This window comes from Cobetia sp. ICG0124 (assembly GCF_004006355.1).
In the GTDB taxonomy this organism is placed as follows: domain Bacteria; phylum Pseudomonadota; class Gammaproteobacteria; order Pseudomonadales; family Halomonadaceae; genus Cobetia; species Cobetia marina.
The window spans coordinates 993,446-1,018,266 of the sequence record NZ_CP024893.1 but is presented as its reverse complement, the minus strand read 5'-3'; the positions used below and the strand labels follow the sequence as shown (position 1 = coordinate 1,018,266).

Annotated in this window: 21 protein-coding genes and 1 pseudogene; 9 read left to right on the top strand and 13 right to left on the bottom strand. The window is 63.8% G+C overall.

Going from position 1 to position 24,821, the window contains the following annotated elements:
• Positions 1–87: 87 nt before the first annotated feature.
• A complete protein-coding gene (gene acnB, locus CU110_RS04665; protein ID WP_084208099.1) occupies positions 88–2,691 on the top strand; it encodes a bifunctional aconitate hydratase 2/2-methylisocitrate dehydratase in 2,604 nt (867 codons plus the stop codon).
• 42 nt (positions 2,692–2,733) lie between these two features.
• Here acnB and CU110_RS04660 read toward each other — a convergent pair whose 3' ends face one another.
• On the bottom strand, positions 2,734–3,354 hold the full coding sequence (locus tag CU110_RS04660) for a porin family protein (RefSeq protein WP_077374780.1): 621 nt from the start codon (positions 3,352–3,354) through the stop codon (positions 2,734–2,736).
• Between the two features lie 304 nt (positions 3,355–3,658).
• Here CU110_RS04660 and rraA point away from each other — a divergent pair, with 304 nt between their 5' ends.
• Positions 3,659–4,159 carry a ribonuclease E activity regulator RraA gene (rraA, locus tag CU110_RS04655; protein WP_077374783.1) on the top strand — a complete coding sequence of 167 codons (501 nt, stop codon included), beginning with the start codon at positions 3,659–3,661 and terminating at the stop codon, positions 4,157–4,159.
• 57 nt (positions 4,160–4,216) lie between these two features.
• On the opposite strand, the pseudogene CU110_RS16565 reads toward rraA, so the two are convergent.
• A pseudogene (locus CU110_RS16565) lies at positions 4,217–5,452 on the bottom strand (dicarboxylate/amino acid:cation symporter); the annotation flags it as partial.
• 199 nt (positions 5,453–5,651) lie between these two features.
• A complete protein-coding gene (gene ppsA, locus CU110_RS04645) occupies positions 5,652–8,039 on the bottom strand; it encodes a phosphoenolpyruvate synthase (RefSeq protein ID WP_255304432.1) in 2,388 nt (795 codons plus the stop codon).
• Positions 8,040–8,434: 395 nt separating this feature from the next.
• Between ppsA and CU110_RS04640 the strand changes: the two genes are divergently transcribed.
• Both CU110_RS04640 and CU110_RS04635 read left to right on the top strand, forming a co-directional pair.
• Complete coding sequence (locus CU110_RS04640) at positions 8,435–9,268, top strand: pyruvate, water dikinase regulatory protein (RefSeq protein WP_077374789.1); 834 nt, start codon at positions 8,435–8,437, stop codon at positions 9,266–9,268.
• Between the two features lie 75 nt (positions 9,269–9,343).
• The gene (locus CU110_RS04635) at positions 9,344–9,631 is read left to right on the top strand and encodes a pyrimidine/purine nucleoside phosphorylase (RefSeq protein WP_077374792.1); all 288 of its coding nucleotides are present in this window, start codon (positions 9,344–9,346) and stop codon (positions 9,629–9,631) included.
• Between the two features lie 113 nt (positions 9,632–9,744).
• Here CU110_RS04635 and CU110_RS04630 read toward each other — a convergent pair whose 3' ends face one another.
• The 7 genes from CU110_RS04630 to CU110_RS04600 all read right to left on the bottom strand — a co-directional run bounded on the left by CU110_RS04630 (position 9,745) and on the right by CU110_RS04600 (position 17,437).
• Positions 9,745–11,025 carry an MATE family efflux transporter gene (locus tag CU110_RS04630; RefSeq protein ID WP_127734697.1) on the bottom strand — a complete coding sequence of 427 codons (1,281 nt, stop codon included), beginning with the start codon at positions 11,023–11,025 and terminating at the stop codon, positions 9,745–9,747.
• 67 nt (positions 11,026–11,092) lie between these two features.
• Positions 11,093–11,506: a rhodanese-like domain-containing protein gene (locus CU110_RS04625; RefSeq protein WP_084209636.1), complete on the bottom strand. Its 414-nt coding sequence runs from the start codon at positions 11,504–11,506 to the stop codon at positions 11,093–11,095.
• A 63-nt stretch (positions 11,507–11,569) separates the two neighbouring features.
• Positions 11,570–12,484: a 3-hydroxyisobutyrate dehydrogenase gene (mmsB, locus tag CU110_RS04620; RefSeq protein WP_084208097.1), complete on the bottom strand. Its 915-nt coding sequence runs from the start codon at positions 12,482–12,484 to the stop codon at positions 11,570–11,572.
• A gap of 85 nt (positions 12,485–12,569) precedes the next feature.
• Positions 12,570–13,754, bottom strand: coding sequence for an enoyl-CoA hydratase/isomerase family protein (locus tag CU110_RS04615; protein WP_084208096.1), 1,185 nt, complete (start codon positions 13,752–13,754; stop codon positions 12,570–12,572).
• Positions 13,751–14,569 (bottom strand): enoyl-CoA hydratase, encoded by an 819-nt coding sequence (locus tag CU110_RS04610; RefSeq protein ID WP_077374805.1) that lies wholly within the window; start codon positions 14,567–14,569, stop codon positions 13,751–13,753. The genes CU110_RS04615 and CU110_RS04610 overlap by 4 nt, the downstream gene beginning before the upstream one ends.
• Before the next feature lie 53 nt (positions 14,570–14,622).
• Positions 14,623–15,789, bottom strand: coding sequence for an acyl-CoA dehydrogenase family protein (locus tag CU110_RS04605; RefSeq protein WP_084208095.1), 1,167 nt, complete (start codon positions 15,787–15,789; stop codon positions 14,623–14,625).
• Positions 15,790–15,832: 43 nt separating this feature from the next.
• On the bottom strand, positions 15,833–17,437 hold the full coding sequence (locus CU110_RS04600; RefSeq protein ID WP_240665476.1) for a CoA-acylating methylmalonate-semialdehyde dehydrogenase: 1,605 nt from the start codon (positions 17,435–17,437) through the stop codon (positions 15,833–15,835).
• Between the two features lie 238 nt (positions 17,438–17,675).
• Here CU110_RS04600 and CU110_RS04595 point away from each other — a divergent pair, with 238 nt between their 5' ends.
• The 3 genes from CU110_RS04595 to CU110_RS04585 all read left to right on the top strand — a co-directional run bounded on the left by CU110_RS04595 (position 17,676) and on the right by CU110_RS04585 (position 20,319).
• Positions 17,676–18,068, top strand: a complete 393-nt coding sequence (locus tag CU110_RS04595) for a MerR family DNA-binding transcriptional regulator (RefSeq protein ID WP_127736706.1) — start codon at positions 17,676–17,678, stop codon at positions 18,066–18,068.
• A 62-nt stretch (positions 18,069–18,130) separates the two neighbouring features.
• Positions 18,131–19,984, top strand: coding sequence for an AMP-binding protein (locus CU110_RS04590; RefSeq protein WP_276317888.1), 1,854 nt, complete (start codon positions 18,131–18,133; stop codon positions 19,982–19,984).
• On the top strand, positions 19,891–20,319 hold the full coding sequence (locus tag CU110_RS04585) for a methyltransferase domain-containing protein (protein ID WP_346427184.1): 429 nt from the start codon (positions 19,891–19,893) through the stop codon (positions 20,317–20,319). Before CU110_RS04590 ends, CU110_RS04585 begins: the two co-directional genes overlap by 94 nt.
• Before the next feature lie 325 nt (positions 20,320–20,644).
• Here the strand turns inward: CU110_RS04585 and CU110_RS04580 are convergent, their stop codons facing one another.
• The 3 genes from CU110_RS04580 to CU110_RS04570 are packed head-to-tail and all read right to left on the bottom strand — an operon-like array spanning position 20,645 to position 23,120.
• The gene (locus CU110_RS04580; protein ID WP_205632737.1) at positions 20,645–21,610 is read right to left on the bottom strand and encodes a biotin-dependent carboxyltransferase family protein; all 966 of its coding nucleotides are present in this window, start codon (positions 21,608–21,610) and stop codon (positions 20,645–20,647) included.
• Complete coding sequence (locus CU110_RS04575; protein WP_084208092.1) at positions 21,607–22,353, bottom strand: allophanate hydrolase subunit 1; 747 nt, start codon at positions 22,351–22,353, stop codon at positions 21,607–21,609. Before CU110_RS04575 ends, CU110_RS04580 begins: the two co-directional genes overlap by 4 nt.
• Complete coding sequence (locus tag CU110_RS04570) at positions 22,353–23,120, bottom strand: 5-oxoprolinase subunit PxpA (RefSeq protein ID WP_084208091.1); 768 nt, start codon at positions 23,118–23,120, stop codon at positions 22,353–22,355. The genes CU110_RS04575 and CU110_RS04570 overlap by 1 nt, the downstream gene beginning before the upstream one ends.
• Before the next feature lie 218 nt (positions 23,121–23,338).
• Between CU110_RS04570 and CU110_RS04565 the strand changes: the two genes are divergently transcribed.
• Both CU110_RS04565 and CU110_RS04560 read left to right on the top strand, forming a co-directional pair.
• The gene (locus tag CU110_RS04565) at positions 23,339–23,779 is read left to right on the top strand and encodes a VOC family protein (protein WP_077374827.1); all 441 of its coding nucleotides are present in this window, start codon (positions 23,339–23,341) and stop codon (positions 23,777–23,779) included.
• Positions 23,780–23,888: 109 nt separating this feature from the next.
• Entirely contained in the window at positions 23,889–24,800 is a 912-nt protein-coding gene (locus CU110_RS04560) for a LysR family transcriptional regulator (protein ID WP_084208090.1), read from the top strand.
• Positions 24,801–24,821 lie beyond the last annotated feature (21 nt).

Sequence of the window (24,821 nt, the reverse complement as noted above, 5' to 3'; positions counted from 1 at the left end):
CCCGCAAGAAGCCTCGGGATGTCTCTGCCGGTTCGCGTGACGACTGGCACACGCATCTCGACACGATTACAGATGAGGGTCTCCCACGTGCTTGAAGCCTACCGTCAACAGGTTGAAGAACGCGCCCAGCAGGGCATCCCGGCGAAGCCGCTGAATGCAGAGCAGACCGCTGATCTGGTCGAACTGCTCAAGAATCCGCAGGCCGGTGAAGAAGAGTTCATCCTCGACCTGTTCACCAATCGCATCCCGCCGGGCGTCGATGAAGCCGCTTACGTCAAGGCTGGCTTCCTGACCGCCATCGTGCGTGGCGAAGCTTCTTCACCGCTGATCGACAAGACCCACGCCACCAAGCTGCTCGGCACCATGCAGGGCGGCTACAACATCGCCACGCTGGTCGAGCTGCTGGACGACGAGTCCATGGCCAAGGAAGCCGGCGAACAGCTCAAGCACACCCTGCTGATGTTCGATGCCTTCCACGATGTCGCCGAGCGCGCCAAGGCCGGCAACACCGTCGCGCAATCCGTGCTGCAGTCCTGGGCGGACGCCGAATGGTTCCTGTCAAAGCCCGCCCTGGCGGACAAGATCACCCTGACCGTCTTCAAGGTGCCGGGCGAGACCAACACCGACGACCTGTCCCCGGCACCTGACGCCTGGTCACGTCCGGACATCCCGCTGCACGCCAACGCGATGCTCAAGAACCCGCGTGATGGCATCATCCCGCAGGAAGAAGGCGTCATCGGCCCGCTGGCCCAGATCGAGGAAGTGAAGGCCAAGGGCTTCCCGGTCGCCTACGTCGGCGACGTGGTCGGTACCGGCTCCTCACGCAAGTCCGCCACCAACTCAGTGCTGTGGTTCTTCGGTGACGACATCCCGAATGTGCCCAACAAGCGCGCTGGCGGCTTCGTGTTCGGCAACAAGATCGCGCCGATCTTCTTCAACACCATGGAAGATGCCGGTGCCCTGCCGGTGGAAATGGACGTCGAGAAGATGGCCATGGGCGATGTCATCGACATCTACCCGTACGAAGGCAAGGTCTGCCGTCACGACACCGACGAAGTCATCTCCACCTTCTCCCTCAAGACGCAGGTCCTGCTGGACGAAGTGCGTGCTGGCGGTCGTATCCCGCTGATCATCGGTCGCGGTCTGACCGACAAGGCACGTACCGAGCTGGGACTGGACGCCTCTGACGTCTTCCGTCTGCCGGAGCAGCCGAAGGACACCGGCAAGGGCTTCACCCTCGCGCAGAAGATGGTCGGCAAGGCCTGCAACATGGAAGGCGTGCGTCCGGGCATGTACTGCGAGCCGAAGATGACCACCGTCGGCTCCCAGGACACCACCGGCCCGATGACTCGCGACGAGTTGAAGGATCTGGCATGTCTGGGCTTCCAGGCCGACCTGGTGATGCAGTCCTTCTGCCACACCGCCGCCTACCCGAAGCCGGTCGATGTCGAGACTCACCATACCCTGCCGGACTTCATCATGAACCGCGGCGGCGTGTCGCTGCGTCCGGGCGACGGCATCATCCACTCGTGGCTGAACCGCATGCTGCTGCCGGACACCGTCGGTACCGGTGGTGACTCCCACACCCGCTTCCCGATGGGCATCTCCTTCCCGGCAGGCTCTGGCCTGGTGGCCTTCGCCGCCGCGACTGGCGTGATGCCGCTGGACATGCCGGAATCCGTGCTGGTGCGCTTCAAGGGCAAGCGTCGCCCGGGCATCACCCTGCGTGACCTGGTCCACGCCATCCCGCTGTACGCCATCAAGCAGGGCCTGCTGACCGTCGACAAGTCCAACAAGAAGAACGCCTTCTCCGGCCGCATTCTGGAAATCGAAGGTCTGGAAGATCTCACCGCAGAGCAGGCCTTCGAGCTGTCTGACGCCTCTGCCGAGCGCTCCGCCGCGGGCTGCACCATCACGCTGTCCGACGAGAGCGTGACCGAGTACCTGACGTCCAACATCACCCTGCTCAAGTGGATGATCGCCAACGGTTACGGCGATGCCCGTACCATCGAGCGTCGTATCGCCGGCATGGAAGAGTGGCTGGCCAACCCGAGCCAGATGCGTGCCGACAAGGACGCGGAATACGCCGAGATCATCGAGATCGACCTCGACGAGATCGATCAGCCGGTGCTGTGTGCCCCGAACGACCCGGACGATGCGCGTCTGCTGTCCGACGTGGCCGGCCAGAAGATCGACGAGGTCTTCATCGGCTCGTGCATGACCAACATCGGTCACTTCCGTGCCGCCGGCAAGCTGCTTGAGAAGCAGCCGGCCGGTAGCCTGAAGACCAAGCTGTGGCTGGCACCGCCGACCAAGATGGACCAGCACCAGCTGACCGCCGAAGGCTATTACGGCATCTACGGCCGTGCCGGCGCGCGCATGGAAATGCCGGGCTGCTCGCTGTGCATGGGTAACCAGGCACGTGTGGCTGCCAAGTCCACCGTGGTGTCCACCTCCACGCGCAACTTCCCGAACCGTCTGGGCGACGGCGCCAACGTCTTCCTGGCGTCTGCCGAACTGGCCGCCATCGCCGCGGTCATCGGTCGTCTGCCGAGCGTCGAGCAGTATCAGGGCTACATGGGCGAATTCGATGCCATGGCCGGCGAGATCTATCGCTACCTGAACTTCCATGAGATCGAAGAGTTCCAGAACGCCGCCTCCAACGTGATTCCGGTCACTCAGGAAGCCTGATCAGGCGAGGCGCCGGGCTCCAATGTCCGGCGCCTGCTCTGCCTAGAACTTGTAACCGACAGAGGCCGTGAAGGCATCTACCTGATAGTCGCTGTCGAAGTCATAACGCTCGTATTCGGCACGGATCAGGAACGGATCGAGATTGACCTGGGCACCGGCACCATAGACCGGGTCGAAGCCGTCATTGTCCTTCAGGTCGACACTGGAATCGCCCAGATTGCCGTCGACATCGGTTTCCCACTTGGCCATGCCCGCCTTGGCGAACAGCGAGAAGTACTGGCCGATCGGCAGGATACCCACCACGTTGACGCCGTAGGCCTTGGACTTGAGATCGGTATTGCCGAAGTCATTGCCCTTGAGCTGAACGGTCCCGAGATCCGTATAGAAGGCTTCGGTGGCGAAGTACGGGTTGTACTGATAGCCCACGAAGGCCTTGTAGACGTTGTCGTCATCATCCACGTCGAAGTCATCGCTGCCGGAGTCGATGAAATCGCCGGCCTCATCGGAATCATCGTTCTTCAGGCTGGAAAAACCGGTACCGGCACCGATATAGAGCCCTTCGGTGGCATTGCCTGCCGCCTGGGCGTGACCACTGAGCGCCAGAGCGAGAGCGGCGAAGGAAACGGTGGCCAACGGGGCGGCCAGAAGACGTGACTTGCTCATGTGTTGCTCCTTGATCCAATGGGCGGCACAGGCGGATACCTGCCAGGGGTGCAGGAGCATCGTGGTAGATATCGAACGGTGTTTCAAGAGTGGCGTTTTCACTACTTCCCACGTCGCCAGTCAGCAACATGCCCTCGTGACCCTCCCGTCCCCTCGCTTGCACGCGCCCGAGGCCCGCTTAGCCCTTCGCACAGGTGCAAAGCCTTGGCGTATCGGGCATTCTCGACGTTGTGGCATTGCAGCAATCGCCAGCGCTCCGTCCCCAAGCGACCCTCACCGGGCCGCCCAGCACAAGGAATCCGACATGACGCACTCCATCTCCACCCCCGATCTCTGCGATGAGTTCCCTGATGTGCAAGTCCTCGAGCCCCTGTTCATCAACTACGGCGGCGTCGAGTCCTTTGGCGGCGAAGTCGTGACCATCAAGTGCTTCGAGGACAACTCGCTGGTCAAGGCGGCGGTCGCGGAACCCGGTGCAGGGCGCGTGCTGGTCGTCGATGCCGGTGGCTCGATGCGCTGCGCCATGCTGGGCGACATGCTCGCCGAGCAGGCCGCCAAGAGCGGCTGGGCCGGCGTGATCATGTATGGCTGCATCCGTGATGTCGACGAGATCCACGCCACCCAGCTCGGCGTGCAGGCACTCGGCTGCTACCCGCGTCCCAGCATCAAGCGTGGCGAAGGCCAGCGCGATATCCCGGTCACCTTTGCCGGTGTCACCATCGTGCCGGGCGACTTCCTCTACGCCGACAACAACGGCATCGTCACCTCGAAGGAAGCCCTGATTCGCACCCAGCCGACGCCCTGATGCGGTGTCCTGGCGCTCGGCGACCGCATCATCGGCACGCGCAAAGCGATCCACCACGGCGGCGCAGGCCGCGTCACCGGTGATGTTGAGCGCGGTACGCGTCATGTCGAAGATACGATCCAGCGCGAACAGCAGCGGCAGGCCCTCGATGGGAATGCCGGCCGCCAGCAGCACGGCAACCACCAGGAACGACGGCCCCGGCACGCCAGCCTGACCGATGGCACCCAGGGTCGCGGTGAACACGATGGCGGCGTAGGCGGAGAAGCCGAGATCGACGTTGAAGACCTGGGCGAAGAACATCGCCACCAGCCCGTAATAGATGGCGTTGCCGCTCATGTTGATGGTCGCGCCCAGCGGCAGCACGAAGGCCGTCGTGGCATTCTTCAGGCCCAGCTCCTTCTCGCAGACTTCCATGTTGACCGGCAGGGTCGCCATGGAGGACGCCGTGGACAGCGCGACGGCCTGCGGCTTCTTCATCACCGACAGGAAGCGACCCAGTGGCACGTCAGAGCCGAACTTGACCACCAGCGGGTAGAACACGAAGCCATAGATGAGGATGGCGCCCATGTAGACGAGGAACAGCTTCATCACCAGGGTCAGCACATCGAAGCCGAAGGTGCCGACGGCGTCCGCCATCAGACCGAAGACGCCGATCGGCGCGATCAGCATCACCACGTTGATCATCCACACGAAGGCCTCGATCACGGTATTCAGGCCTTCGATCAGCGGCTTGCCACGCTCGCCGGTCTTGGACAGGCCAATGCCGAGAAACAGGCAGAACACCAGAATCTGCAGGATGTTGGCATCGGTGAGTGCGCCGAAGATATTGGTCGGCACCATGCCCAGAATGGTATCCATCACGCCCGGCACGCTGCCCTTGTCGGCGTAGGCGTTGGAGAACATGCCCTTGGCGCTTTCCAGATCCACCCCACTGCCCGGCTGGAACACATGCCCCATCACCAGCGCCAGCATCACCGCCACGGCTGAGGTGAGCATGAAGAAGGCGAAGGTGGAGAGACCGATCTTGCCGGCAGAAGGGCTATCGCCCAGATTGGCGGCTCCCGACACGATGGAGACCGCGATCAGCGGTACCACCAGCATCTTGATCAGGTGAATGAAGAGCTCACCGAGTGGCGCGAACATCGCGGCGCTCTCGCCCATGTAAGCGCCTACACCAGCGCCCAGTATCATGGCAATGACTACCTGGACGCCGATGTTCTTCCATAAAGACTGTTTCACGTTACGACTACCTTGGATTGTGTCTGAAAGGTCGGTTGTTGCGTGCCACCGCATTGCTGGCTACTGGTGAGGCCTGCCGTCATGGTCACCATGGATATTGTGGTCAGCGGGGTGGCTGGGATTATAAATGACTGCCTTTTCCACACGAGGCAGGATGATCATCATTTAGTCGCGAATTCGAGATCATTTTGTTGCTATTTGTTACGAACTGACATGCTTCTGCCGGTTTCTACACCATTGGTCTAGTGTCGGATCAGGCCAGTTCCTTGTCCGCCAGCATGAACCAGGTTTCCAGCACGGAATCCGGGTTGAGGGAGACGCTGTCGATGCCCTCTTCCATCAGCCACTTGGCCAGCTCCGGATGATCCGACGGCCCCTGGCCGCAGATACCCACGTACTTGCCCTGCGCCTTGCAGGCACGGATCGCCATCGACATCAGCTGCTTGACCGCCGGATTACGCTCATCAAAGAGGTGAGCGACGATGCCGGAGTCGCGATCCAGTCCCAGGGTCAGCTGGGTCAGGTCGTTGGAACCGATGGAGAAGCCGTCGAAGTGCTCGAGGAACTGATCCGCCAGCAGCGCGTTGGTCGGCAGCTCGCACATCATGATGACGCGCAGACCGTTCTCGCCACGCACCAGGCCATTCTCGCCCAGCAGCTTGATGACCTGTTCCGCCTCGCCGGTAGTCCGCACGAAGGGCACCATGATCTCGACGTTGGTCAGCCCCATCTCGTCACGCACGCGCTTGAGGGCACGGCATTCCAGATCGAAGCAGTCGCGGAAGGTGTCGGACACGTAGCGCGAGGCGCCACGGAAGCCCAGCATCGGATTCTCTTCGCCCGGCTCGTACATCTTGCCGCCGATCAGGTTCTCGTACTCGTTGGACTTGAAGTCCGACATGCGCACGATGACCTTCTGCGGATGGAAGGCGGCTGCCAGGGTGGAGATACCCTCGACCAGCTTGTCGACGTAGAAGTCGACCGGGCTTGCGTAGCCGGCGGTGCGCGCATCGATGGTCTGCTGCAGATCGATGGGCAGGGTGGCGTAGTCGAGCAGCGCCTTGGGGTGCACGCCGATCATGCGGTTGATGATGAACTCGAGGCGCGCCAGGCCCACACCGGCATTCGGCAGACGCGAGAAGCTGAAGGCGCGGTCCGGGTTGCCGACGTTCATCATGATCTTGAACGGAATCTCCGGCATCTCGTTGACGCTGGTGACGGTGCGGTCGAAGTTGAGGATACCGTCATAGACATGACCGGTATCGCCTTCGGCGCAGGAGACCGTCACTTCGCGGCCTTCGGCGAGCACCGAGGTCGCGTCGCCACAGCCGACCACGGCCGGAATGCCCAGCTCACGCGCGATGATCGCCGCGTGGCAGGTACGTCCGCCACGGTTGGTGACGATGGCGGAGGCGCGCTTCATGACCGGCTCCCAGTCCGGATCGGTCATGTCGGTGACCAGCACGTCGCCGACCTGCACCTTGTCCATCTGCTCGGGATTGTCGATCACGCGCACCGCGCCCTGGCCGATACGCTGACCGATGGCACGCCCCGTCACCAGGGTGCGGCCCTTCTCGCGCAGCTGGAAGCGCTCGAGATTGCCGCCCTCTTCCTGGCTGACGACCGTTTCCGGACGCGCCTGGACGATGTAGAGCTTGCCGTCATCGCCGTCACGCGCCCATTCGATGTCCATCGGACGCTGGTAGTGCTTCTCGATGATCATGGCCTGGCGCGCCAGTGCCTCGACATCGGCGTCGCTGATGCAGAAGCGATGACGCTCCGGCACCGGCACGTCGACGGTCGCCACGGAACGCCCGGCGCTGGTGTCGTCGGTGTAGACCATCTTGATCAGCTTGGAGCCCAGGTTGCGGCGCAGTACCGCCGGGCGGCCGGCGGCCAGCGTGGTCTTGTGAACGTAGAACTCGTCAGGGTTGACCGCGCCCTGTACCACGGTCTCGCCCAGGCCCCAGGAGCCGGTGACGAAGACGGCGTCGCGGTAGCCGGATTCGGTATCCAGCGTGAACATCACGCCGGAAGCGGCCGTCTCGGAGCGCACCATCTTCTGCACGCCGGCAGACAGCGCGACCAGCGAGTGATCAAAGCCCTTGTGCACGCGGTAGGAGATGGCGCGGTCGTTGAACAGTGACGCGAACACCTCGTGCACCGCACGCTTGATGTTGTCGAAGCCTTCGATGTTGAGGAAGGTTTCCTGCTGACCGGCGAAGGAGGCGTCCGGCAGGTCTTCCGCGGTGGCGGAGGAGCGCACGGCAACCTTCAAATTCGGGTGTCTGGCCTGCAGCTCGGCATAGGCACGTTCCATCTCGGCCTCGAAGGCCGGCGGCAGCGGCGTATCGATGATCCACTGACGAATCTCGGCACCGACGCGCGCCAGTTCGACCACGTCATCCACATCGAGAGCATCGAGGGCGGCATTGATACGCTTGTCGAGGCCTTCGTGAGCCAGGAACTCGCGATAGGCAAAGGAGGTAGTCGCAAAGCCGCCGGGCACGGTGACACCGGCATCGGCCAGATTGGAGATCATCTCACCGAGCGAGGCGTTCTTGCCGCCAACGCGATCAACATCGTTCATGCCGAGCTGATCGAAATCGACGACGTATTCGGATGTGGCTTGCTGTGACAAGGGAACCCCCTGGTACCAATGGATGGAAACGAATGACCGATGGAGGACGTTGAACCGCCTTCCGTTCAGCAATGACGCCACCCTAACAAGCTCTCTCTAGTATTAGCCATTGGTCTAACCGGCTAGTCAGTGGAGGAGGACTACAACCCTGAGACTGTTTCAGGCGTTCTGTCGCTATCGTCGCCGAACATGTCGACAAGCCAGAAACGGCCGCTACAGGAATGTAGTCATGGGCCGCTTTGCCGGAGAACGGGAACACGAGATTTCCCATATCGCGCCACTGGCCATCCGCCGGATATTGCAAGCACGACAGTGAACGCCGACACTTGGGGACTTCACGAGACGACACCCTGCGCCGGGTTGTGTCTTCGATTCGTTCTTCACGAGTGCCCGTCATGACCCGAACCGCCTTCTTCATTTCCGATGGAACCGGTATCACCGCCGAGACACTGGGACGCAGTCTGCTGGCCCAGTTCGAGAACACCGACATCCGCATGGTGACCAAGCCCTACATCGACTCCTCCGAGAAGGCCACGGCGCTGGTCAAGGCCATCGAGAGCGCCCACGCCACGGACGGTGAGCGCCCCATCATCATCGACACCATCGTCGATCAGGACATCCGTGACATCATCTCGGAATCCTCCGGTTTCAAGGTCGACATCTTCTCCACCTTCCTCAAGCCACTGGAAGAGGAGCTGGATACCCACTCGTCCTACAGCGTCGGCAAGACCCACTCCATCGGTCAGGATGATGTCTACATGAACCGCATCGATTCGGTGCATTTTGCCCTCGACAACGATGATGGAGCGCGCACCCACCAGTACGACAAGGCCGACGTCATCCTCATCGGCGTCTCACGCTGCGGCAAGACCCCGACCTCGCTGTATCTGGCCTTGCAGTTCGGCATCCGCGCGGCCAACTACCCGCTGACCGAGGATGATCTCGACGAATCCGGCACCCTCAAGATGCCGGCGTCACTGGCGCAATATCGCCACAAGCTGTTCGGACTGACCATCGACCCGCGCCGCCTGGCTGCCATCCGTACCGAGCGTCGCCCCAACAGTCGCTACTGCTCGATCGACCAGTGTCTGCAGGAAGTCGAGCAGACCGAGGCGCTGTTCCGCCGCTCCAAGGTGCCCTACATCGATACCACGCGCTTCTCGATCGAAGAGATCTCGACGCGCATGATCGCCGAGACCGGCCTGGCACGCCGCTTCTCACCGCGCTGATACCCGGCGCTACGTTAGCCCCCAACAACACACATCGACCACAACAACCCCCCTACTCACGCAGGAAGTCTCCCCATGTTCCACACCAACCACTACTTCGACGGCCAGGTGGCCTCCATCGCCTTCCAGAGCGCAGATCTGCCTGCCACGGTCGGCGTAATGGCCATCGGCGAATTCGTGTTTTCCACCAGCCAACGCGAATACATGACCCTGATCAGCGGCGACATGCAGGTACTGCTGCCAGGCGCGGAAGAGTGGTACCAGCTTGCCGCAGGGGAAAGCTTCATCGTCGAAGCCAACCAGAGCTTCGAGGTGCGCACCACGGTCGAGTCCGCCTATCTGTGCAAGTACGAAGACGCTTAAGGCACTGGGAAAACAGCCGCCTGAGGCACTGAAAGCCAGACATGAAGAAGCCGCCGTGCCTTCGAGCACGGCGGCTTCTTTTTCGTCTCGATCTCTGTCTCTCGATACCGTGCTCAGGCGCGTCGCCTGAGCACGGAGCGCAGCGCCAGATAACTGATACCGCCCATCAGCAGATAGCTTGTCGCCACCCCGGCAAAGATACCGACCACACCGTGAAGCGTCCCCCCCAGCCAGGCCAATGGCACCAGCAGAGCGAACAGTCGCACCAGCGAGAGTGTCATCGCCCGGCGTGGCTCGTGCAGCGCATTGAGGCTGGAGTTGGCGAGGATGATCACGCCCTGGGCGCCGAGTGCGGCGGGAATCAGCCACAGGTAGGTGACCACCAGCTGCGCGACTTCCGGGCTTTCGGCGAAGCGCGCCGCGATCCACTCACCGCCAAGCCCCAGCCCCAGCCAGACCGCCAGCTGCCAGACGAGAATGAAGCCGAGTATACCGTGGATGGCTCGCCATACCCGCCGGTGCTGCCCGGCACCATCATTCTGGCTGATGAAGGGTGACAGCGTCATCGAGAGTGCCAGCACCAGAATCAGTGCCAGTGACTCGATGCGTGAACCGATGCCATAGGCCGCGACGGCGGCATGACCATGCTGACTGACGATCCGCGTGACCAGCGCCGTGGCGATCGGCGTCATCACGCTGGTCATGGCCGCAGGCAAGCCGATGGCCCCCACTTCTCGCCATGAGGTGATCAGACGTGTCAGCGACAGCTGATGCAGATCCAGCCGCGCGCGCAGCAATGGCAATGCCAGCAAGCCCAGCGTCATCGCCAGCCACGACAGCACCGTGGCCAGCGCCGCCCCCGCCACGCCCATGCCCTGCCAATCTCCGATGCCGAAGATCAGCAGCGGGTCGAGCAGCGCATTGAGTCCCCCTGCCGCCGCCATCACCAGCGAGGGCACCAGGGTATTGCCCTCGGCGCGTAGCACGCTGCCCAGCACGCGTGGCAGCAACACGAAGGGTGCCCCGAAGTACCATACCTGCATGTAGTCCTGGATGTGCGGCATCAGGGTGTCATCGGCCCCCAGCAACCCGAACAGCGGCCCGATGCTGACAAGCCCCGCCACGATCATCACGACGCCCAGCAGCAACCCCAGCAGACTGGCATCCGTGGCCCGCGCCTTGACCGTCTCGAACTCGCCACGCCCGAGCCTGCGCCCCACCACGGCGGTGGTGCCGATGGACAGACCGATGGCGATGCTGATGACGGCAAAGGTCACCGGAAAGGTGAAGGTGACCGCCGCCAGCTCCGCGGTGCCCAGCTGGGCGATGAACCAGGCATCCACCAGGTTGAACAGCATCATGGTGACGATGCCGCCGATCACCGGCCCCGTCATGCGGGCAAGCGTCGAGGCGATCGGATCACGCAGCAGATCACGCCGACCACGCGGGGACGGGGCCGGACTAGTTGCCCTGCATGAAGGGCGAGATGACCTCTCCCCCCGCCTCACGCCAGGCCGCGAAGCCGCCACCGAGATGGGCCACCGGCCCGAAGCCCATGTCCTTGAGCGACTTGGTGGCCAGCGCCGAGCGCAGTCCGCCGGCGCAGAACAGCACATAACATCCCTCACGGGCGAAATCGGCACGGTGATAGGGCGAAGCCGGGTCGACCCAGAACTCCAGCATGCCGCGTGGCGCATGGATGGCCCCGGGAATGCGGCCTTCCCGCTCCAGCTCACGCACATCGCGGATATCCACCAGGATCAGGGGTGTACCGCCTGCGCGAGACTCCTCCAGCGCCTGACGCAGCGCCTCAGGCGACAGGGTGTCGATCTCCTTCTCGGCCGCTGCCACCAGCTCACTGACCGGTCGAATCATGGGGTCCTCCTTGCAGATGATATCGTCCTGATGATGCATGCCACTCACCGCCTGCGTGACACCTCACACATCCGCCTCGCCGCAACGATAGAAACGCTGGATGCTCGAGAAATCGAGACGTCCCGCACCCTGGGCGGCATGCTGGGCGAACAGGTTACGCGCCTGGGAGCCCATTGGCACTGCCGATTTCGAGCCCAGCGCCATTTCCCAGGCAAGGCCGAGATCCTTGGCCATCAGGTCCACCAGGAAGCCGCCCTGATAGTCGTTGGACGCAGGTGCCGCCTCCATCACCCCGGGCCAGGGGTTGTAGACGTTGAGCGCCCAGTTGCCGCCGGAGGACTGCTTCATCACCTCCGAGAGCACGGCCGGGTCCAGTCCGTTCTTGACCCCCAGCGCCAGCGCCTCGGCGGTGCCGCTCATCAGGATGCCCAGCAGCATGTTGTTGCAGATCTTGGCGACCTGACCGCTGCCGGCCGGGCCTGCATGGAACAGATTCTTGCCCATCACTTCCAGCAGCGGCACGGCACGCGCGTAGCCGTCGGCCTCGCCACCGACGATGAAGCTCAGCGTGCCGGCACGTGCGCCACCGACCCCGCCCGACACCGGGGCGTCCATGAAGGTGATGCCACGCTCGGCGGCATGGCGAGCGACCAGCCGGGCATCATCCGGCGCGATGGTCGAGGCGTCGATCACCAGTACCGAAGCGTCGAGTGTCGCCAAGAGGCCACCCTCGCCGTCTTCCTTGTCACCCAGATAGAGCTTTCGCACGTGCTGCCCCGCCGGCAGCATGCTGATGACGACGTCAACGCCCTCTGTCGCCTGGCGTGGCGACTCGGCGCGTGAGGCACCCGCCTCGACCAGCTGGCTCATGGCCGACTCGACCAGATCAAAGACCTTCACCTCATGGCCGGCCTTGACCAGATTGAGGGCCATGGGGCCGCCCATGTTGCCGAGCCCGATGAAACCGATGGATGTCATGGCAATGCTTCCTCGTGAACAGGTTCTTGTTGTCATTGGCGTCCGGCGGCATGTCCGCACCTGCCGCCCGTGCTGAAAAGCGCGCTTACAGATCCATCAGCGGATGCTCGTCCTCTTCCCACAGCGGCGCGAAGAAGCCGTCGATGTATTCCTCGGAGACCTGCGCGATCGAGGCATAGGCCCACTGCGGCTGCCTGTCCTTGTCGATCAGCAGGGCGCGCACCCCTTCAGCAAGCTCGGTGCCCATGCAGCAGCGCACCGACAGGGTCAGCTCGTCGCGGAAGGCTTCCGCCAGCGAGGAATGACGGTGACGTGCCAGCATGCGAAATACCAGATGCGGGGAACTGGGGCAGCCGGCCAGCAGACGCTCGCGATTGGCGTTCAGCCACGCATTGCAGTCACTGCGCGCCTGGGGATCGTCGAGGATCCGCTGACAGGCCTTCAGCACTTCGCGCCCGGCGACCAGCTGCTGAAGATGATCAAAGAGCGGCATGACCTGTCCCGGCGGCGCCAGCTCACGGCGCTCGAACTCGCTCAGCACCTGGCTCAGATGACGCGACGGATGACGCCCGAATTCCCCCTCGCACAGCGCCTGCTTGAGCGCCTCGCGCTGCGCGTCGGGAATCAGGCGTGTGGCAAGCCCGAGATCCAGCGCATCGCGGGCATTCAACTGCGCGCCGGTCACTCCCAGATACTCGCCGATGCCACGCGGCAGGCGATTGAGCAGCCAGCTGGCCCCGACATCCGGGTACAGGCCGATGCTGACCTCCGGCATCGCCAGCCGTGAGCTTTCGGTGACCACGCGCTCGCAACCGCCGGCGAACAGCCCCATGCCGCCGCCCATCACGATGCCGCCGCCCCACACCAGTAGCGGCTTGGGGAAGGTATGCAGCCGGTGATCGAGCCGGTATTCCGCGGTGAAGTAGCGGGTGGCGAAGAAATCCTCCAGCGCTTCAAGAGGGTCTGCGCCTTCGCTTGCCGGTGCGGTGGTCATCGCCTGATAGAGCGCCACGATATCGCCACCGGCACACAACGCACGCTCGCCGGCGCCTTCCAGCCACACCATGGCGATGCTGCTGTCCAGCTCCCAGGCATCCAGCTGGGCCTCGATGCGCTCGATCATGGCCAGCGACAGCGCATTCAGCGAGCGCGGCGCATTCAGGCGCATGATGCCCAGCTGCTTGCCGTCGCGGGCGCGACGCGTCTCGAACACCACGGGCGCCTCGACATCGGTCGCGGCCTTGGCAGTGACACCTTCTATCTGGCTCATGAGCGCCCTCCTCCCTTCACCTCTTTCTGATGCGAGACCCACTGCGGTGCACGCTTCTCCAGGAAGGCACTCACGCCCTCCTTCTGGTTGGGGTCATCGAACAGCTCGACGAACAGCTCGCGTTCCATGCGCAGGCCATCGCTCATGCCGCGATGGCGAGATGACATGATCAACGCCTTGCAGCGCGCCACCGCACTCGGGCTCTGGTTGGCGACGCTCTCGGCCATCGCCAGCGCGCGCTCCAAGCTCTGGCCGGTCTCGACCACCTCTTCGGCCAGCCCGATGCGACCGGCGGTCTCGGCATCCACCTGCTCACCACACAGGATCATGCGCTTGGCCCAGCCTTCGCCGACCAGCCACGGCAGATGCTGGGTGCCGCCCGCGCACGGCAGCAGACCGACCTTGGCCTCCGGCAGCGCCAGTTTCGCCTGACGCTCGACGATACGGATATCGCAGGCCAGCGCGCATTCAAGCCCGCCGCCCATCGCGTAGCCGTTGACGGCGGCAATCGTCACGCCGGGGAAGTTGGCCAGCCGCTCGAAGGCCAGCCCGAAGCGGCGCGCCATGGTGGCGGCGACGCCCTTGTCACCGTCGGCGAAGGTCTTGAGATCGGCGCCGGCGGAGAAGAACCTGTCGCCCTCACCGGTAATCACCACCGCACTGACGCTGCCATCGCCCTCCAGCTCATCGAGCAACTGCTCCAGCTCGATCAAGGACGCCTCCGTCCAGGTGTTGGCCGGCGGGTTGTTGATGGTGACACGGGCGATATGACGATCCTTCTCGAGAACGAGGCATGGCCCTTGATTGGATGACATCACGTAACTCCCTGAAAGATGGTAACCACTGACGAATTGAAGTGGAGGCGCCGTTACGCCAGCGACTCGATCATGCCCGGCGTCAGAAGACGGCGCGCGATGATCAGACGCATGATCTCGTTGGTGCCTTCTAGAATCTGGTGCACACGGGTGTCACGCACCAGCCGCTCCAACGGGTACTCGCGGATATAACCGTAGCCGCCATGCAGCTGGAGTGCCTGATTGCAGACCTCGAAGCCCATGTCGGTGGCAAAGCGCTTGGCCATTGCACAGTGGGCGCTGGCCTCGCCGTCGCCCTCATCGAGCTTGAAGGCCGCCAGCCGCACCAGGGTGCGCGCCGCGGTCAGTTCGGTGGCCATGTCGGCCAGCTTGAACTGCAGGGCCTGGAACTGCGCCAGCTCGCGCCCGAACTGCTTGCGCTCGCCGAGATAATCCCGCGACAGCTCCAGCGCCTTCTGGGCCGCGCCCAGCGAGCAGGTGGCGATGTTGATGCGTCCGCCATCCAGCGCCTTCATCGCGAAACGGAAGCCCTCGCCCTCCTCGCCCAGACGATTGTCCGCCGGGACCCGCACGCGATCGAAGCTCACCAGCCGGGTCGGCTGGCTGTTCCAGCCCATCTTGTCTTCCTTCTTGCCGTAGCTGATGCCGTCGGCACCCGCTGGCACCACGAAGGCCGAGATACCCGCCGCGCCGCTGTCAGGCTCGCCGGTGCGCGCCATCACCACCAGCACGTCCGTCGCCCCGGCACCGGAGATGAACATCTTGGAGCCACTCAGGTAGTAGTCATCGCCGTCACGCTCGGCGCGGGTGCGCAGACTGGCGGCATCACTGCCGCTGCCCGGCTCGGTCAGGCAGTAGGAGCCAAGCTTGTCGCCCGCCACCATCGCTGGCACCCACTGCTCGCGGCACTCGTCACTGGCGAAGCTCGCGATCATCCAGCCGACCATGTTGTGGATGGTGATGTAGGCGGTGGTCGAGATGCAGCCGGTGGCCAGCTGCTCGAGAATGATGGAGCTGTCCAGACGCGGCAGGCCAAGACCGCCATGCTCCTCGGGGACATAGAGCCCCATGAAGCCAGCCTCACCCGCCTTCTTCAGCGTCTCGATGGGAAAATGGGCCGTGGCGTCCCACTCGGCGGCATGCGGGGCAAGCTCGGCATCCGCGAAGGCACGCGCGCCCTCCTGCAGGGCACGCTGGTCATCGGTCAGCGAAAAGTTCATGCAGCTGCCTCCTGTTGTCCTTGTTCTTTATCTCCAGGCCCGCTCAGCGCATCTGAATAGAGAAGTTGGGCTGATTGCCCTCGGCCGGCGCATCATCGAACCAGCGCGCCGTCACCGTCTTGGTCTCGGTATAGAAGCGCACCGCCTGCTTGCCATAGGCATGCAGATCGCCGAAGAAACTGCCGCGCCAACCGGTGAAGGAGAAGAACGGCAGCGGCACCGGAATCGGCACGTTGATACCGACCTGGCCCACCGCGATCTCATTCTGGAAGCGGCGTGCCGCGCCGCCGGAGCGCGTGAAGATGGAGGTGCCGTTGCCGTAGGGGTTGTTGTTGATCAGCTCGATGGCCTCGGACAGATCCGCCGCCTCCATGCAGCACAGCACCGGCCCGAAGATCTCCTCGCGATAGAGCACCATTTCCGGCGTCACCTTGGAAAACAGGCACGGCCCCAGCCAGTTGCCGTCGGGATAGCCCGCCACCGAGATGCCGCGACCGTCCAGCAGCAGCTCGGCCCCTTCCTCGACGCCCTGCCCGATCCAGCCCGTCACGCGCTCCAGTGCCTGCGGCGAGATCAGCGGTCCGTAGCTGGCGCCCTTGTCATTCCAGGCACCGGGGCGCACCTCGGCCAGCGCATCACGCACCCGCGCGATCAAGGCCTTCGAATCACCGACGAAGACCGCCACCGAGATCGCCATACAGCGCTGACCCGCCGCACCGACACTGGCCCCGACCAGCGCATTCACCACCTGGTCCGCCGGAGCGTCCGGCATGATCACCATGTGGTTCTTGGCACCCGCGAAGCACTGGGCGCGCTTGAGGTTGTCGGTGGCGGTACGATAGATGTGCTGCCCCACCGGTACCGAACCGACGAAGCTCACGGTGCGCGGTGTCTCGTGGGCCAGCAGGTGATTGACCTGATCGCGCCCGCCCTGCACCACGGTCAGGATGCCCTCGGGCGCTCCCGCTTCCATGAACAGCTCCGCCAGACGCAGCGTGGTCAGCGGTACCTGCTCGGAAGGCTTGAGCACGAAGGCATTGCCGCAGGCGATGGACAGCGGGAACATCCAAAGCGGTATCATGGCGGGGAAATTGAACGGCGTGATGCCCAGGCAGACGCCCAGCGACTGGGTCACGGAGTAGCTGTCGATGCCGGTGGCGACGTTCTCCACCGTCTCGCCCATCAGTAGACTCGGAATGTTGGCGGCATGCTCGACCACCTCGATGCCGCGCCAGACATCGCCCTTGGCGTCCTCGAAGGTCTTGCCTAGCTCATGAGAGATGATCTCGGCCAGCTCGTCATGATGCTGCTTGAGCAGATGCTGATAACTGAGCATCAGACGGGCACGGGTCGGCACCGGGGTGTTGCGCCAGCGCTGGAAGGCCTGCTCGGCATGCACCAGCGCCTCGTCCAGTTCGCTGAGCGGCGTCAGTGGAACACGCGCCACTTCAGCGTTGGTGGCCGGGTTGGTCACGCTCAGGTGCTGATCGGCGGAGCTTGCGACAAACTGGCCATTGATCAGCTGTGGCAATACCAGTGGTGCGCTGTCACCGGCGACGACGGCGCGCAGTCGTGACAGCAACTCAAGCGAGCCATTTGCGGAGCCATCTTGCCGAAAGCGGCAAGCCGACATTGCGATCTGACTCAACCTAGCATCTGCTTGGTTGGCTGCAAATACTATTACCCTTTACGTTAACGTAAACAATGCTAGTCTGTAGAAAATTCACGGCCAGACGCCGCTGGCATCCACTGCGCAGAGGGGCATGCCCATCTCCTCGGCGCACACAGCATTCGGAGCGGCAGTGCCCATGACGGATACGATGATTACCTCAACGCCTGACACCCAGAACCCGACAGCCTCCGAGAGTCCGGACGATGGCGTCGGCATGGAAGGCCTGCTGAGTGCCACCAGCACCAGCGACGCCATTCGCCCGACCCAACGCACCTGGAGCATCGGCGAGCTGGCACGTCATTTCGACGTGACCACACGCACCATCCGCTTCTATGAGCAAGAAGGCCTGCTGCATCCCCAGCGACGCGGCCAGACGCGCATCTATCACGACAAGGACCGCGTGCGCCTCAAGCTGACGCTGCGCGGCAAGCGGCTGGGATTCTCGCTGGCCGAGATTCGCGAGGTGGTGGATCTCTACGATGCCGCGGATGGCGGCGGCGAGAAGCAGCTCACGAGGCTGCTCGACATCCTGGCCGAGAAACGTGAAGGACTGGAGCGCCAGCTGCGCGACCTCACCGCCATGCAGCGCGAGCTGGACGACCCCTGAATACGCCTTGCCACACCAATAACAACCAGGGACACAGGACAACGCCATGTCACAGGACGCCATTGCCACACGCCAGTCTCTCAGCCACACGCCAGTCTCTCAGCTATCTGAGCACCCTCTCCGACACTCCCCTGATGGGGGAAACCATCGGCGACTGTCTCGATCGCATCACCGCGCGCTGGCCCGAGCGCGACGCTCTGATCAGCCGTCATCAGGGGCTGCGTTACACCTGGGCCGAGCTGCATGCAGAGGTCGAGCGCGTGGCGCGCGGCCTGCTGGCGATGGGGATCGAGCGCGGCGACAGGGTCGGCATCTGGGCACCCAATCGCGCCGAGTGGACCTTGATCCAGTACGCCACCGCCAAGATCGGCGCGGTGCTGGTCAATCTCAACCCGAGCTATCGCGGCCATGAGCTGGCCTATGCGCTCAAGCAGTCCGGCGCGGCGACGCTGATCTTCCAGGCACGCTTCAAGGCCTCGGACTACGTCTCGATCCTCGAGGAGCTGTTCCCTGAGGCCAGGGAGGCCCGCGGCCGTGATGGCATTCACAATGGCGCGCTGCCGGACCTCAGGCGTCTGGTCTGCTTCGAGGCCGAGGATGCCCTGCCCGGCATGCTCCACTGGCAGGATGTGCTGGGCGGCGCCGGAGAGGTCAGTCTCGAGACACTCCAAGAACTGCAGGCCAGCCTGACCTTCGATGACCCGATCAACATCCAGTACACCTCCGGCACCACCGGGGCCCCCAAGGGGGCCACGCTCTCGCATCACAACATTCTCAACAACGGCTTCTTCGTCGCCGAGCGCATGAATCTCACGGAGCACGACAAACTGGTGATGCCGGTGCCGCTCTATCACTGCTTCGGCATGGTGATGGGCAATCTGGGCTGCCTGACCCACGGAGCGACGATCATCTACCCCGAGGCGGGTTTCGATCCGCTGGCCACGCTGCAGGCGGTCAGCGAGGAAGGCGCCACCGCGATGTTCGGCGTACCGACGATGTTCATCGCCGAACTCGAGCACCCGCGCTTTGACGAGTTTGATCTCTCCAGCCTGCGCACCGGCACCATGGCGGGTTCCATCTGCCCCATCGAGGTGATGCGCCAGGTCATCGAGCGCATGCACATGCGGGAGGTCACCATCGCCTATGGCATGACCGAGACCAGCCCGGTGAGTCTGCAGACCACCCGCGAGGCACCGCTGGACAAGCGTGTCTCCACCGTCGGCACCCTGCATCCCCATCTGGAGATCAAGATCGTCGACCCCGAGACAGGCCAGGTGGTCCCGCGCGGCGAGAAGGGCGAGCTGTGCACACGCGGTTACAGCGTGATGCTCGGCTACTGGAACAACCCGGACGCCACCGCCAAGGCCATCGACAGTGGCCGCTGGATGCATACCGGTGATCTCGCCACCCTCGATGAGGACGGTTACGTGACCATCGTCGGGCGCATCAAGGACATGATCATCCGCGGTGGCGAGAACATCTATCCCCGCGAGATAGAGGACTTCCTCTACACCCATCCTGCCGTGTCGGACGTGCAGGTGATCGGCGTGCCCGATGAGCGCTATGGCGAGGAAGTGATGGCCTGGGTCAAGCTCAAGGAAGGCGAGCAGCTGGATGCCGAAGGCCTCAAGGCGTTCTGCCAGGGCAGAATCGCCCACTTCAAGGTGCCGCGCCATATCAAGTTCGTCGAGGAATTCCCGATGACCGTCACCGGCAAGATCCAGAAATTCAAGATGCGCGAAACCGCCACGGCGGAGCTGGGTCTCATGCCAGCGTCGGGCATCACGTCACCACCCTGGATCTCTCGGAGAGCCTCTGCCAGCTGGCCATCGCGCTCAACCGTGCCACCGGCCTGCGCGAGCGTATCCGAGTGCTGGAGGGTGACGCCTGCTATCCCGAGCTGCATCCCGCCCTGACGGGGCGACATGTCGACCGCATCCTGAGCCAGCACCTGCTGGTCCATCTGAGCGACAAGACCGACGTGTTGCGTCAGTGGCATGACTGCCTCAACGATGACGGCTATCTGGTGCTGCATGAGCCGGTGCTCAGCGTCCAGGCACAAGCCTTCCATGAGCGTCCGCAGCTGCCGGTGCCCTGGGCACTGACACCCCGCGCCGATCACCTGGCCAGCTGCGAGGAACTGCACGAGGCGATGGCCAACAGTGGTTTCGAGGTCGAGGCGCACGCCGAACTGACGCCTCAGGTGCTCGCCTGGCAGGCGCGGCGTCTGCGCCGGCGTGAAAAAAATTAGAAAACACCGCTCGTAAATGACTGGCATCCACTGTCATCAACCGTTATTCTTGCCAGTACAGTCCCGTTCGGGGGATAAGCCGTTCGTTATCCGTCGTCATGCAAGAGGGTCTTCCTCACCATGATGACCGCACTGGAGCATGTCTTTCATTTCCATGTGCCAGTGCACAGTTTCCCGATGCTCGCGCACCGTTTCTCCGGGAATCTGTTCATCAAGGCGCTGATCTGATCAATCCGCGCCGACTGCATCAAAGATTCCCTCACGGGAAAACCGAAAGGGCCTCCATCTGGAGGCCCTTTTTTTGTCTGCTCGCTTTGGCGAGCCCTCACGCCTGCCAGGCGGCCAGTGCCGCGAGGTGATCCTGTCGCGCCTGGCCCGGCGTCACGGCCGCCAGCCGCACCCTGGTGCCCGGCACGCATTGGGCGAGCTGCGCGCAGGCCAGCGGCGTCAGTGCGCCAAGGCGCGGATAGCCGCCGATGGTCTGGCGATCATTGAGCAGGATGATCGGCTGGCCATCGGCGGGCACCTGTACCGCGCCCAGCGGAATGCCTTCGGAGACCATCCCGGCACCGTCACGCTCCAGACGCGGGCCGGTCAGACGCACGCCCATGCGATCCGCGCGACCATCTACCGCCCAGTCGCGGTTGAAGGCGCGAAAGAGGCTGTCGCCGCTGAATTCGGCAATCTGGGCGCCTACCACCAGCGCCAGTTCGAGCGCCTCGCCCTCCTCGAGGGTCAGCGACTGCTGCCATGCCTGTGCCGACGCCGGCAATTCGCGCAGCGACAGCTCATTGCCGGCCGCCGTGAGCACATCGCCGCTGGCCAATGCATGGCCTTCGCCATCCAGCCCGCCCAGACCATCACGCACGGTACAGGCCGCACTGCCCAGCACCGGGGCGACATCCAGCCCACCCGGGAAGGCCAGATAGGCGCGCAGCCCGGCGACCGGACGCTCGAACTTGAGCACCTGCCCCGCCGTCACGGCGAAGGCCTGCCCGGGCAGCAACGCCTCACCATCCAGTGTCGCCGCCAGATCAGCGCCACACAGCGCCAGCGTGCCCGCCTGCCCGACCTTGAGGGTCAGGCCGGCGCCCATGGTGATCTCGAGTCCCGGCGCATCCGGGGCATTGCCCAGCAGCCAGTTGGCCCAGCCCAGCGAGACCCAGTCCGCCGCGCCGCCCTGGGTCACGCCCAGATGGCGGACACCCAGGCGTCCCGCATCCTGTACCAGTGCCAGGGCACCACTGCGCTTGACGTCGAGCCTCACGCGCTTGTCGTTGTCGGCACTCATGCGCGCTCCTCCAGCGGGGTGACATCGCCGCCCAGGCGAACGAATTCCTCTCGGCTCACGGAAACGAAACGCACGCGATCACCGGGCATGAAGCGACTGGACGGCTCACCGGCCTCGTTGCGGCCGAACAGCGTGATGGGCGTGCGGCCCAGGATGTTCCAGCCACCGGGAGAGCGGGACGGGTAGATCGCGGCCTGACGGTCGGCGATGCCGACGCTGCCGGGGGCGATCTTCTGGCGCGGCGTCTTGAGACGCGGTGTGGTCAATGCCTCCTCCAGCACGCCCATGAAGGCGAAACCGGGGGCGAAGCCAAGCGCGAACACGCAGTAATCATGCGCGCCGTGCCGCGCGATCAACGCCTCGACACTGATGCCGAGACGCGCGGCGATCGGCGCAAGCTCCGGACCGACACTGTCGTCGTACCAGACGGGCACCTCGTGCAGCTGGCCCTGCTGACCGCTCTGCGGAGCGAGGTTCTCGAGGGCCGCCTGGATACGGGCACGCACCTCGCCTTCTTCCAGTGCCGCCACGTCATAGTGCAGCAGCAAGGTGGTATAGGACGGCACCAGATCCACCAGCGCCGTGCCGAAGGCCTCACGCAAGGCCCCGTCAGCGGCCAGAATCCAGGCCATGTTGGATTCCTCGATGCGGTCGAACAGCCGGATGATCAGCGAGTCCATGCCGACGGTCTCGAGGCGCAGTTGCGGTGACGAGCCACGTTCGTGGCTATTCCCCCCAGCCATCAGGCACCCGCCAGCGCATCGAAGGCGTCACGGATGGCACGCACCGCGGCCACGGACTCGGCGTTGTCACCGTGCACGCACAGGGTGTCGGCACTGAGCACCAGATCACCGCCGCTGCTGTCGGTGAGGGCTTCACCGCGCGCCAGCGTCACCGACTGGGCGATGATCACCTCGCTGTCGTGATGCACGGCGCCGGGCTCACGACGCGAGACCAGGTGACCGCGCGAGTCGTAGGCACGGTCGGCGAAGGCCTCGAACCACAGCGTGATGCCCATCTCGTCGGCCAGTGCCTGCATCGGTGCCGGATTGGCGGTCGCCATCACCATCAGCGGCAGGCTGGCGTCATAGCGCACCACGGCCTGCATGACGGCGCGCAGTAGCGTCGGGTCAGCGGCCATGTCGTTGTAGAGCGCACCATGCGGCTTCACGTACTGGACGCGAGTGCCTTCGGCGCGACAGATACCGTCGAGCGCGCCGATCTGATAGAGCAGCATGTCCTCGACTTCCGCAGGCGAGCAGGCCATGGAGCGGCGCCCGAAGCCCTGCAGATCCGGATAGGCGGGATGTGCGCCGATGCGCACGTCGTGCTTGACCGCCAGCCGCACGGTGCGGCGCATGATGGTGGGGTCCGAGGCGTGGAAGCCACAGGCGATGTTGGCGCAATCGACGTAGGGCATGACCTCGTCATCGAGGCCGATCTTCCAGTTGCCGAAGCTTTCGCCCATGTCGCAATTGAGCAGAGGGAGGGAGGGAGCGGAACGGGACATTGAGACACCTCGCAGGATGATCTTGTGTGTTGTTATCCCTCCACTCTAAGTAAGGCCATGCCTCGGTATCCAATCGTATTTTGTGATTCGTTATATCGATGAAATCTTTCATTACCAGAAGGTATGAAAGCCCAGTCAATCATCCGCTTGCCTGTCAGACCGCCACATGCTTCTGTCTGGGGCACCCCGGACAGCCACGAAAGGGCCGAATTTTCCACATGGCCGTCAGTGATCCGTTCCACCTCGCGATTCAAGTGCGTGACATCGCCGAAGCCCGGCGCTTCTATGGCGAATTCCTCGGCTGTCCGGAGGGACGCTCCTCGGACAGCTGGGTCGATTTCGACCTCTACGGCCACCAGTTCGTCTGCCACCTGAACCCGGCACTGGCCGACCCTGACAACCCGCTCGCCCAGCACCGCAATCCGGTCGATGGGCATGGCGTCCCGGTGCCGCACTTCGGGGTGGTACTCGAGATGGAGGCCTGGCAGGCACTGGCGGATCGTCTCACTGCCGAAGGCGTGACATTCGAGATCGCACCTCATGTGCGCTTCAAGGGCGAGCCCGGTGAACAGGCCACGATGTTCTTCCTCGACCCCACCGGCAACGCGCTGGAGTTCAAGGCCTTCAAGGACCGCGAGAGCCAGCTGTTTCGCAAGTGAAGGTCCCGCGCCCCGTCTCGTGCGGGGCATGCCCGGTGATGAAAGCTGACGCCCTGCACGGCATGCGGCAAGATGGTCGGTCTCAACGATTCATCACGGGGCATCTGTCATGTTCGATTTCAAGGAACTCGAGGCCTTTGTCTGGGTCGTGCGGCTCGGCTCGTTCCGCAAGGGCGCGACCAAGCTGCACCTCACCCAGCCCTCCATCTCGGACCGCATCAACCGTCTTGAGGCCGCCGTCGGCGAATCGCTGCTCGAGCGTGCCACCCGCCCCATCCAGCCCACCCTGCGCGGTCGGGAATTCTTCGCGCATGCCGAACGCCTGTTGAGCGGGCGCGAGGAAGCCATGCGCCTGTTTCAGGAGGAAGGCGCCTTTTCCGGCACGCTGCGTCTGGGCGTCATCGAGACCATCGCCAACAGCTGGTTCCCGGCCTTCATGCGCCAGCTGGCCGAGCGCTACCCCAAGCTGACGCTGGAAATGACCGTCGACATCTCGCCCTTTCTGCATCAGCGCCTGGCCGACAATGACCTCGACATGCTGTTCGCGATGGACAGCGCCGCCATGGGCCCCTACGCGACCCAGACACCGCTGTGCACCTTCGAGATGGGCATGTTCGCCTCGCCGACCCTCGCCGAGCAGCTGGCCCAGGACGGCGAATGCTTCGCCAGAACCCCCTTCATCTCCTTCAGCAAGCAGGCCCGTCCCTATACGGAGCTTGTCAGCTACCTCGCCGAACAGGGCATCACCCAACCCAAGGTGCACTGCACCAGCACCCTGATGACCATTCTGCGCATGAGCAGCGAAGGACTGGGCATCGGTGTCCTGCCGGTCGCCACCGTCGAGGACGTGATCAATCACGGCGAACTGGTGCGTCTGCCACTCGAGACCCCGCTGCCGCCGATGGTCTATGAGGCCATCTGGCGCAATGCCAATTACCCCGACTTCTGCGCCAGTGTCGCGCGCCTGGGTCGCCAGTGTGCCGAGACCTACTCTCGCCAGCACGCGCCTCCCCCCGCCTGATCGAAGCGTCATGCATGCGCT

Excerpts from the sequence above, each read along its gene's own strand:
- CU110_RS04660 (WP_077374780.1), bottom strand. The coding sequence starts at position 3,354 with ATGAGCAAGTCACGTCTTCTGGCCGCCCCGTTGGCCACCGTTTCCTTC.
- rraA (WP_077374783.1), top strand. The coding sequence starts at position 3,659 with ATGACGCACTCCATCTCCACCCCCGATCTCTGCGATGAGTTCCCTGAT.
- CU110_RS04640 (WP_077374789.1), top strand. The coding sequence starts at position 8,435 with ATGACCCGAACCGCCTTCTTCATTTCCGATGGAACCGGTATCACCGCC.
- CU110_RS04635 (WP_077374792.1), top strand. The coding sequence starts at position 9,344 with ATGTTCCACACCAACCACTACTTCGACGGCCAGGTGGCCTCCATCGCC.
- CU110_RS04630 (WP_127734697.1), bottom strand. The coding sequence starts at position 11,025 with ATGACGGGGCCGGTGATCGGCGGCATCGTCACCATGATGCTGTTCAAC.
- CU110_RS04625 (WP_084209636.1), bottom strand. The coding sequence starts at position 11,506 with ATGATTCGACCGGTCAGTGAGCTGGTGGCAGCGGCCGAGAAGGAGATC.
- mmsB (WP_084208097.1), bottom strand. The coding sequence starts at position 12,484 with ATGACATCCATCGGTTTCATCGGGCTCGGCAACATGGGCGGCCCCATG.
- CU110_RS04615 (WP_084208096.1), bottom strand. The coding sequence starts at position 13,754 with ATGAGCCAGATAGAAGGTGTCACTGCCAAGGCCGCGACCGATGTCGAG.
- CU110_RS04610 (WP_077374805.1), bottom strand. The coding sequence starts at position 14,569 with ATGTCATCCAATCAAGGGCCATGCCTCGTTCTCGAGAAGGATCGTCAT.
- CU110_RS04605 (WP_084208095.1), bottom strand. The coding sequence starts at position 15,789 with ATGAACTTTTCGCTGACCGATGACCAGCGTGCCCTGCAGGAGGGCGCG.
- CU110_RS04595 (WP_127736706.1), top strand. The coding sequence starts at position 17,676 with ATGGAAGGCCTGCTGAGTGCCACCAGCACCAGCGACGCCATTCGCCCG.
- CU110_RS04580 (WP_205632737.1), bottom strand. The coding sequence starts at position 21,610 with ATGAGTGCCGACAACGACAAGCGCGTGAGGCTCGACGTCAAGCGCAGT.
- CU110_RS04575 (WP_084208092.1), bottom strand. The coding sequence starts at position 22,353 with ATGGCTGGGGGGAATAGCCACGAACGTGGCTCGTCACCGCAACTGCGC.
- CU110_RS04570 (WP_084208091.1), bottom strand. The coding sequence starts at position 23,120 with ATGTCCCGTTCCGCTCCCTCCCTCCCTCTGCTCAATTGCGACATGGGC.
- CU110_RS04565 (WP_077374827.1), top strand. The coding sequence starts at position 23,339 with ATGGCCGTCAGTGATCCGTTCCACCTCGCGATTCAAGTGCGTGACATC.
- CU110_RS04560 (WP_084208090.1), top strand. The coding sequence starts at position 23,889 with ATGTTCGATTTCAAGGAACTCGAGGCCTTTGTCTGGGTCGTGCGGCTC.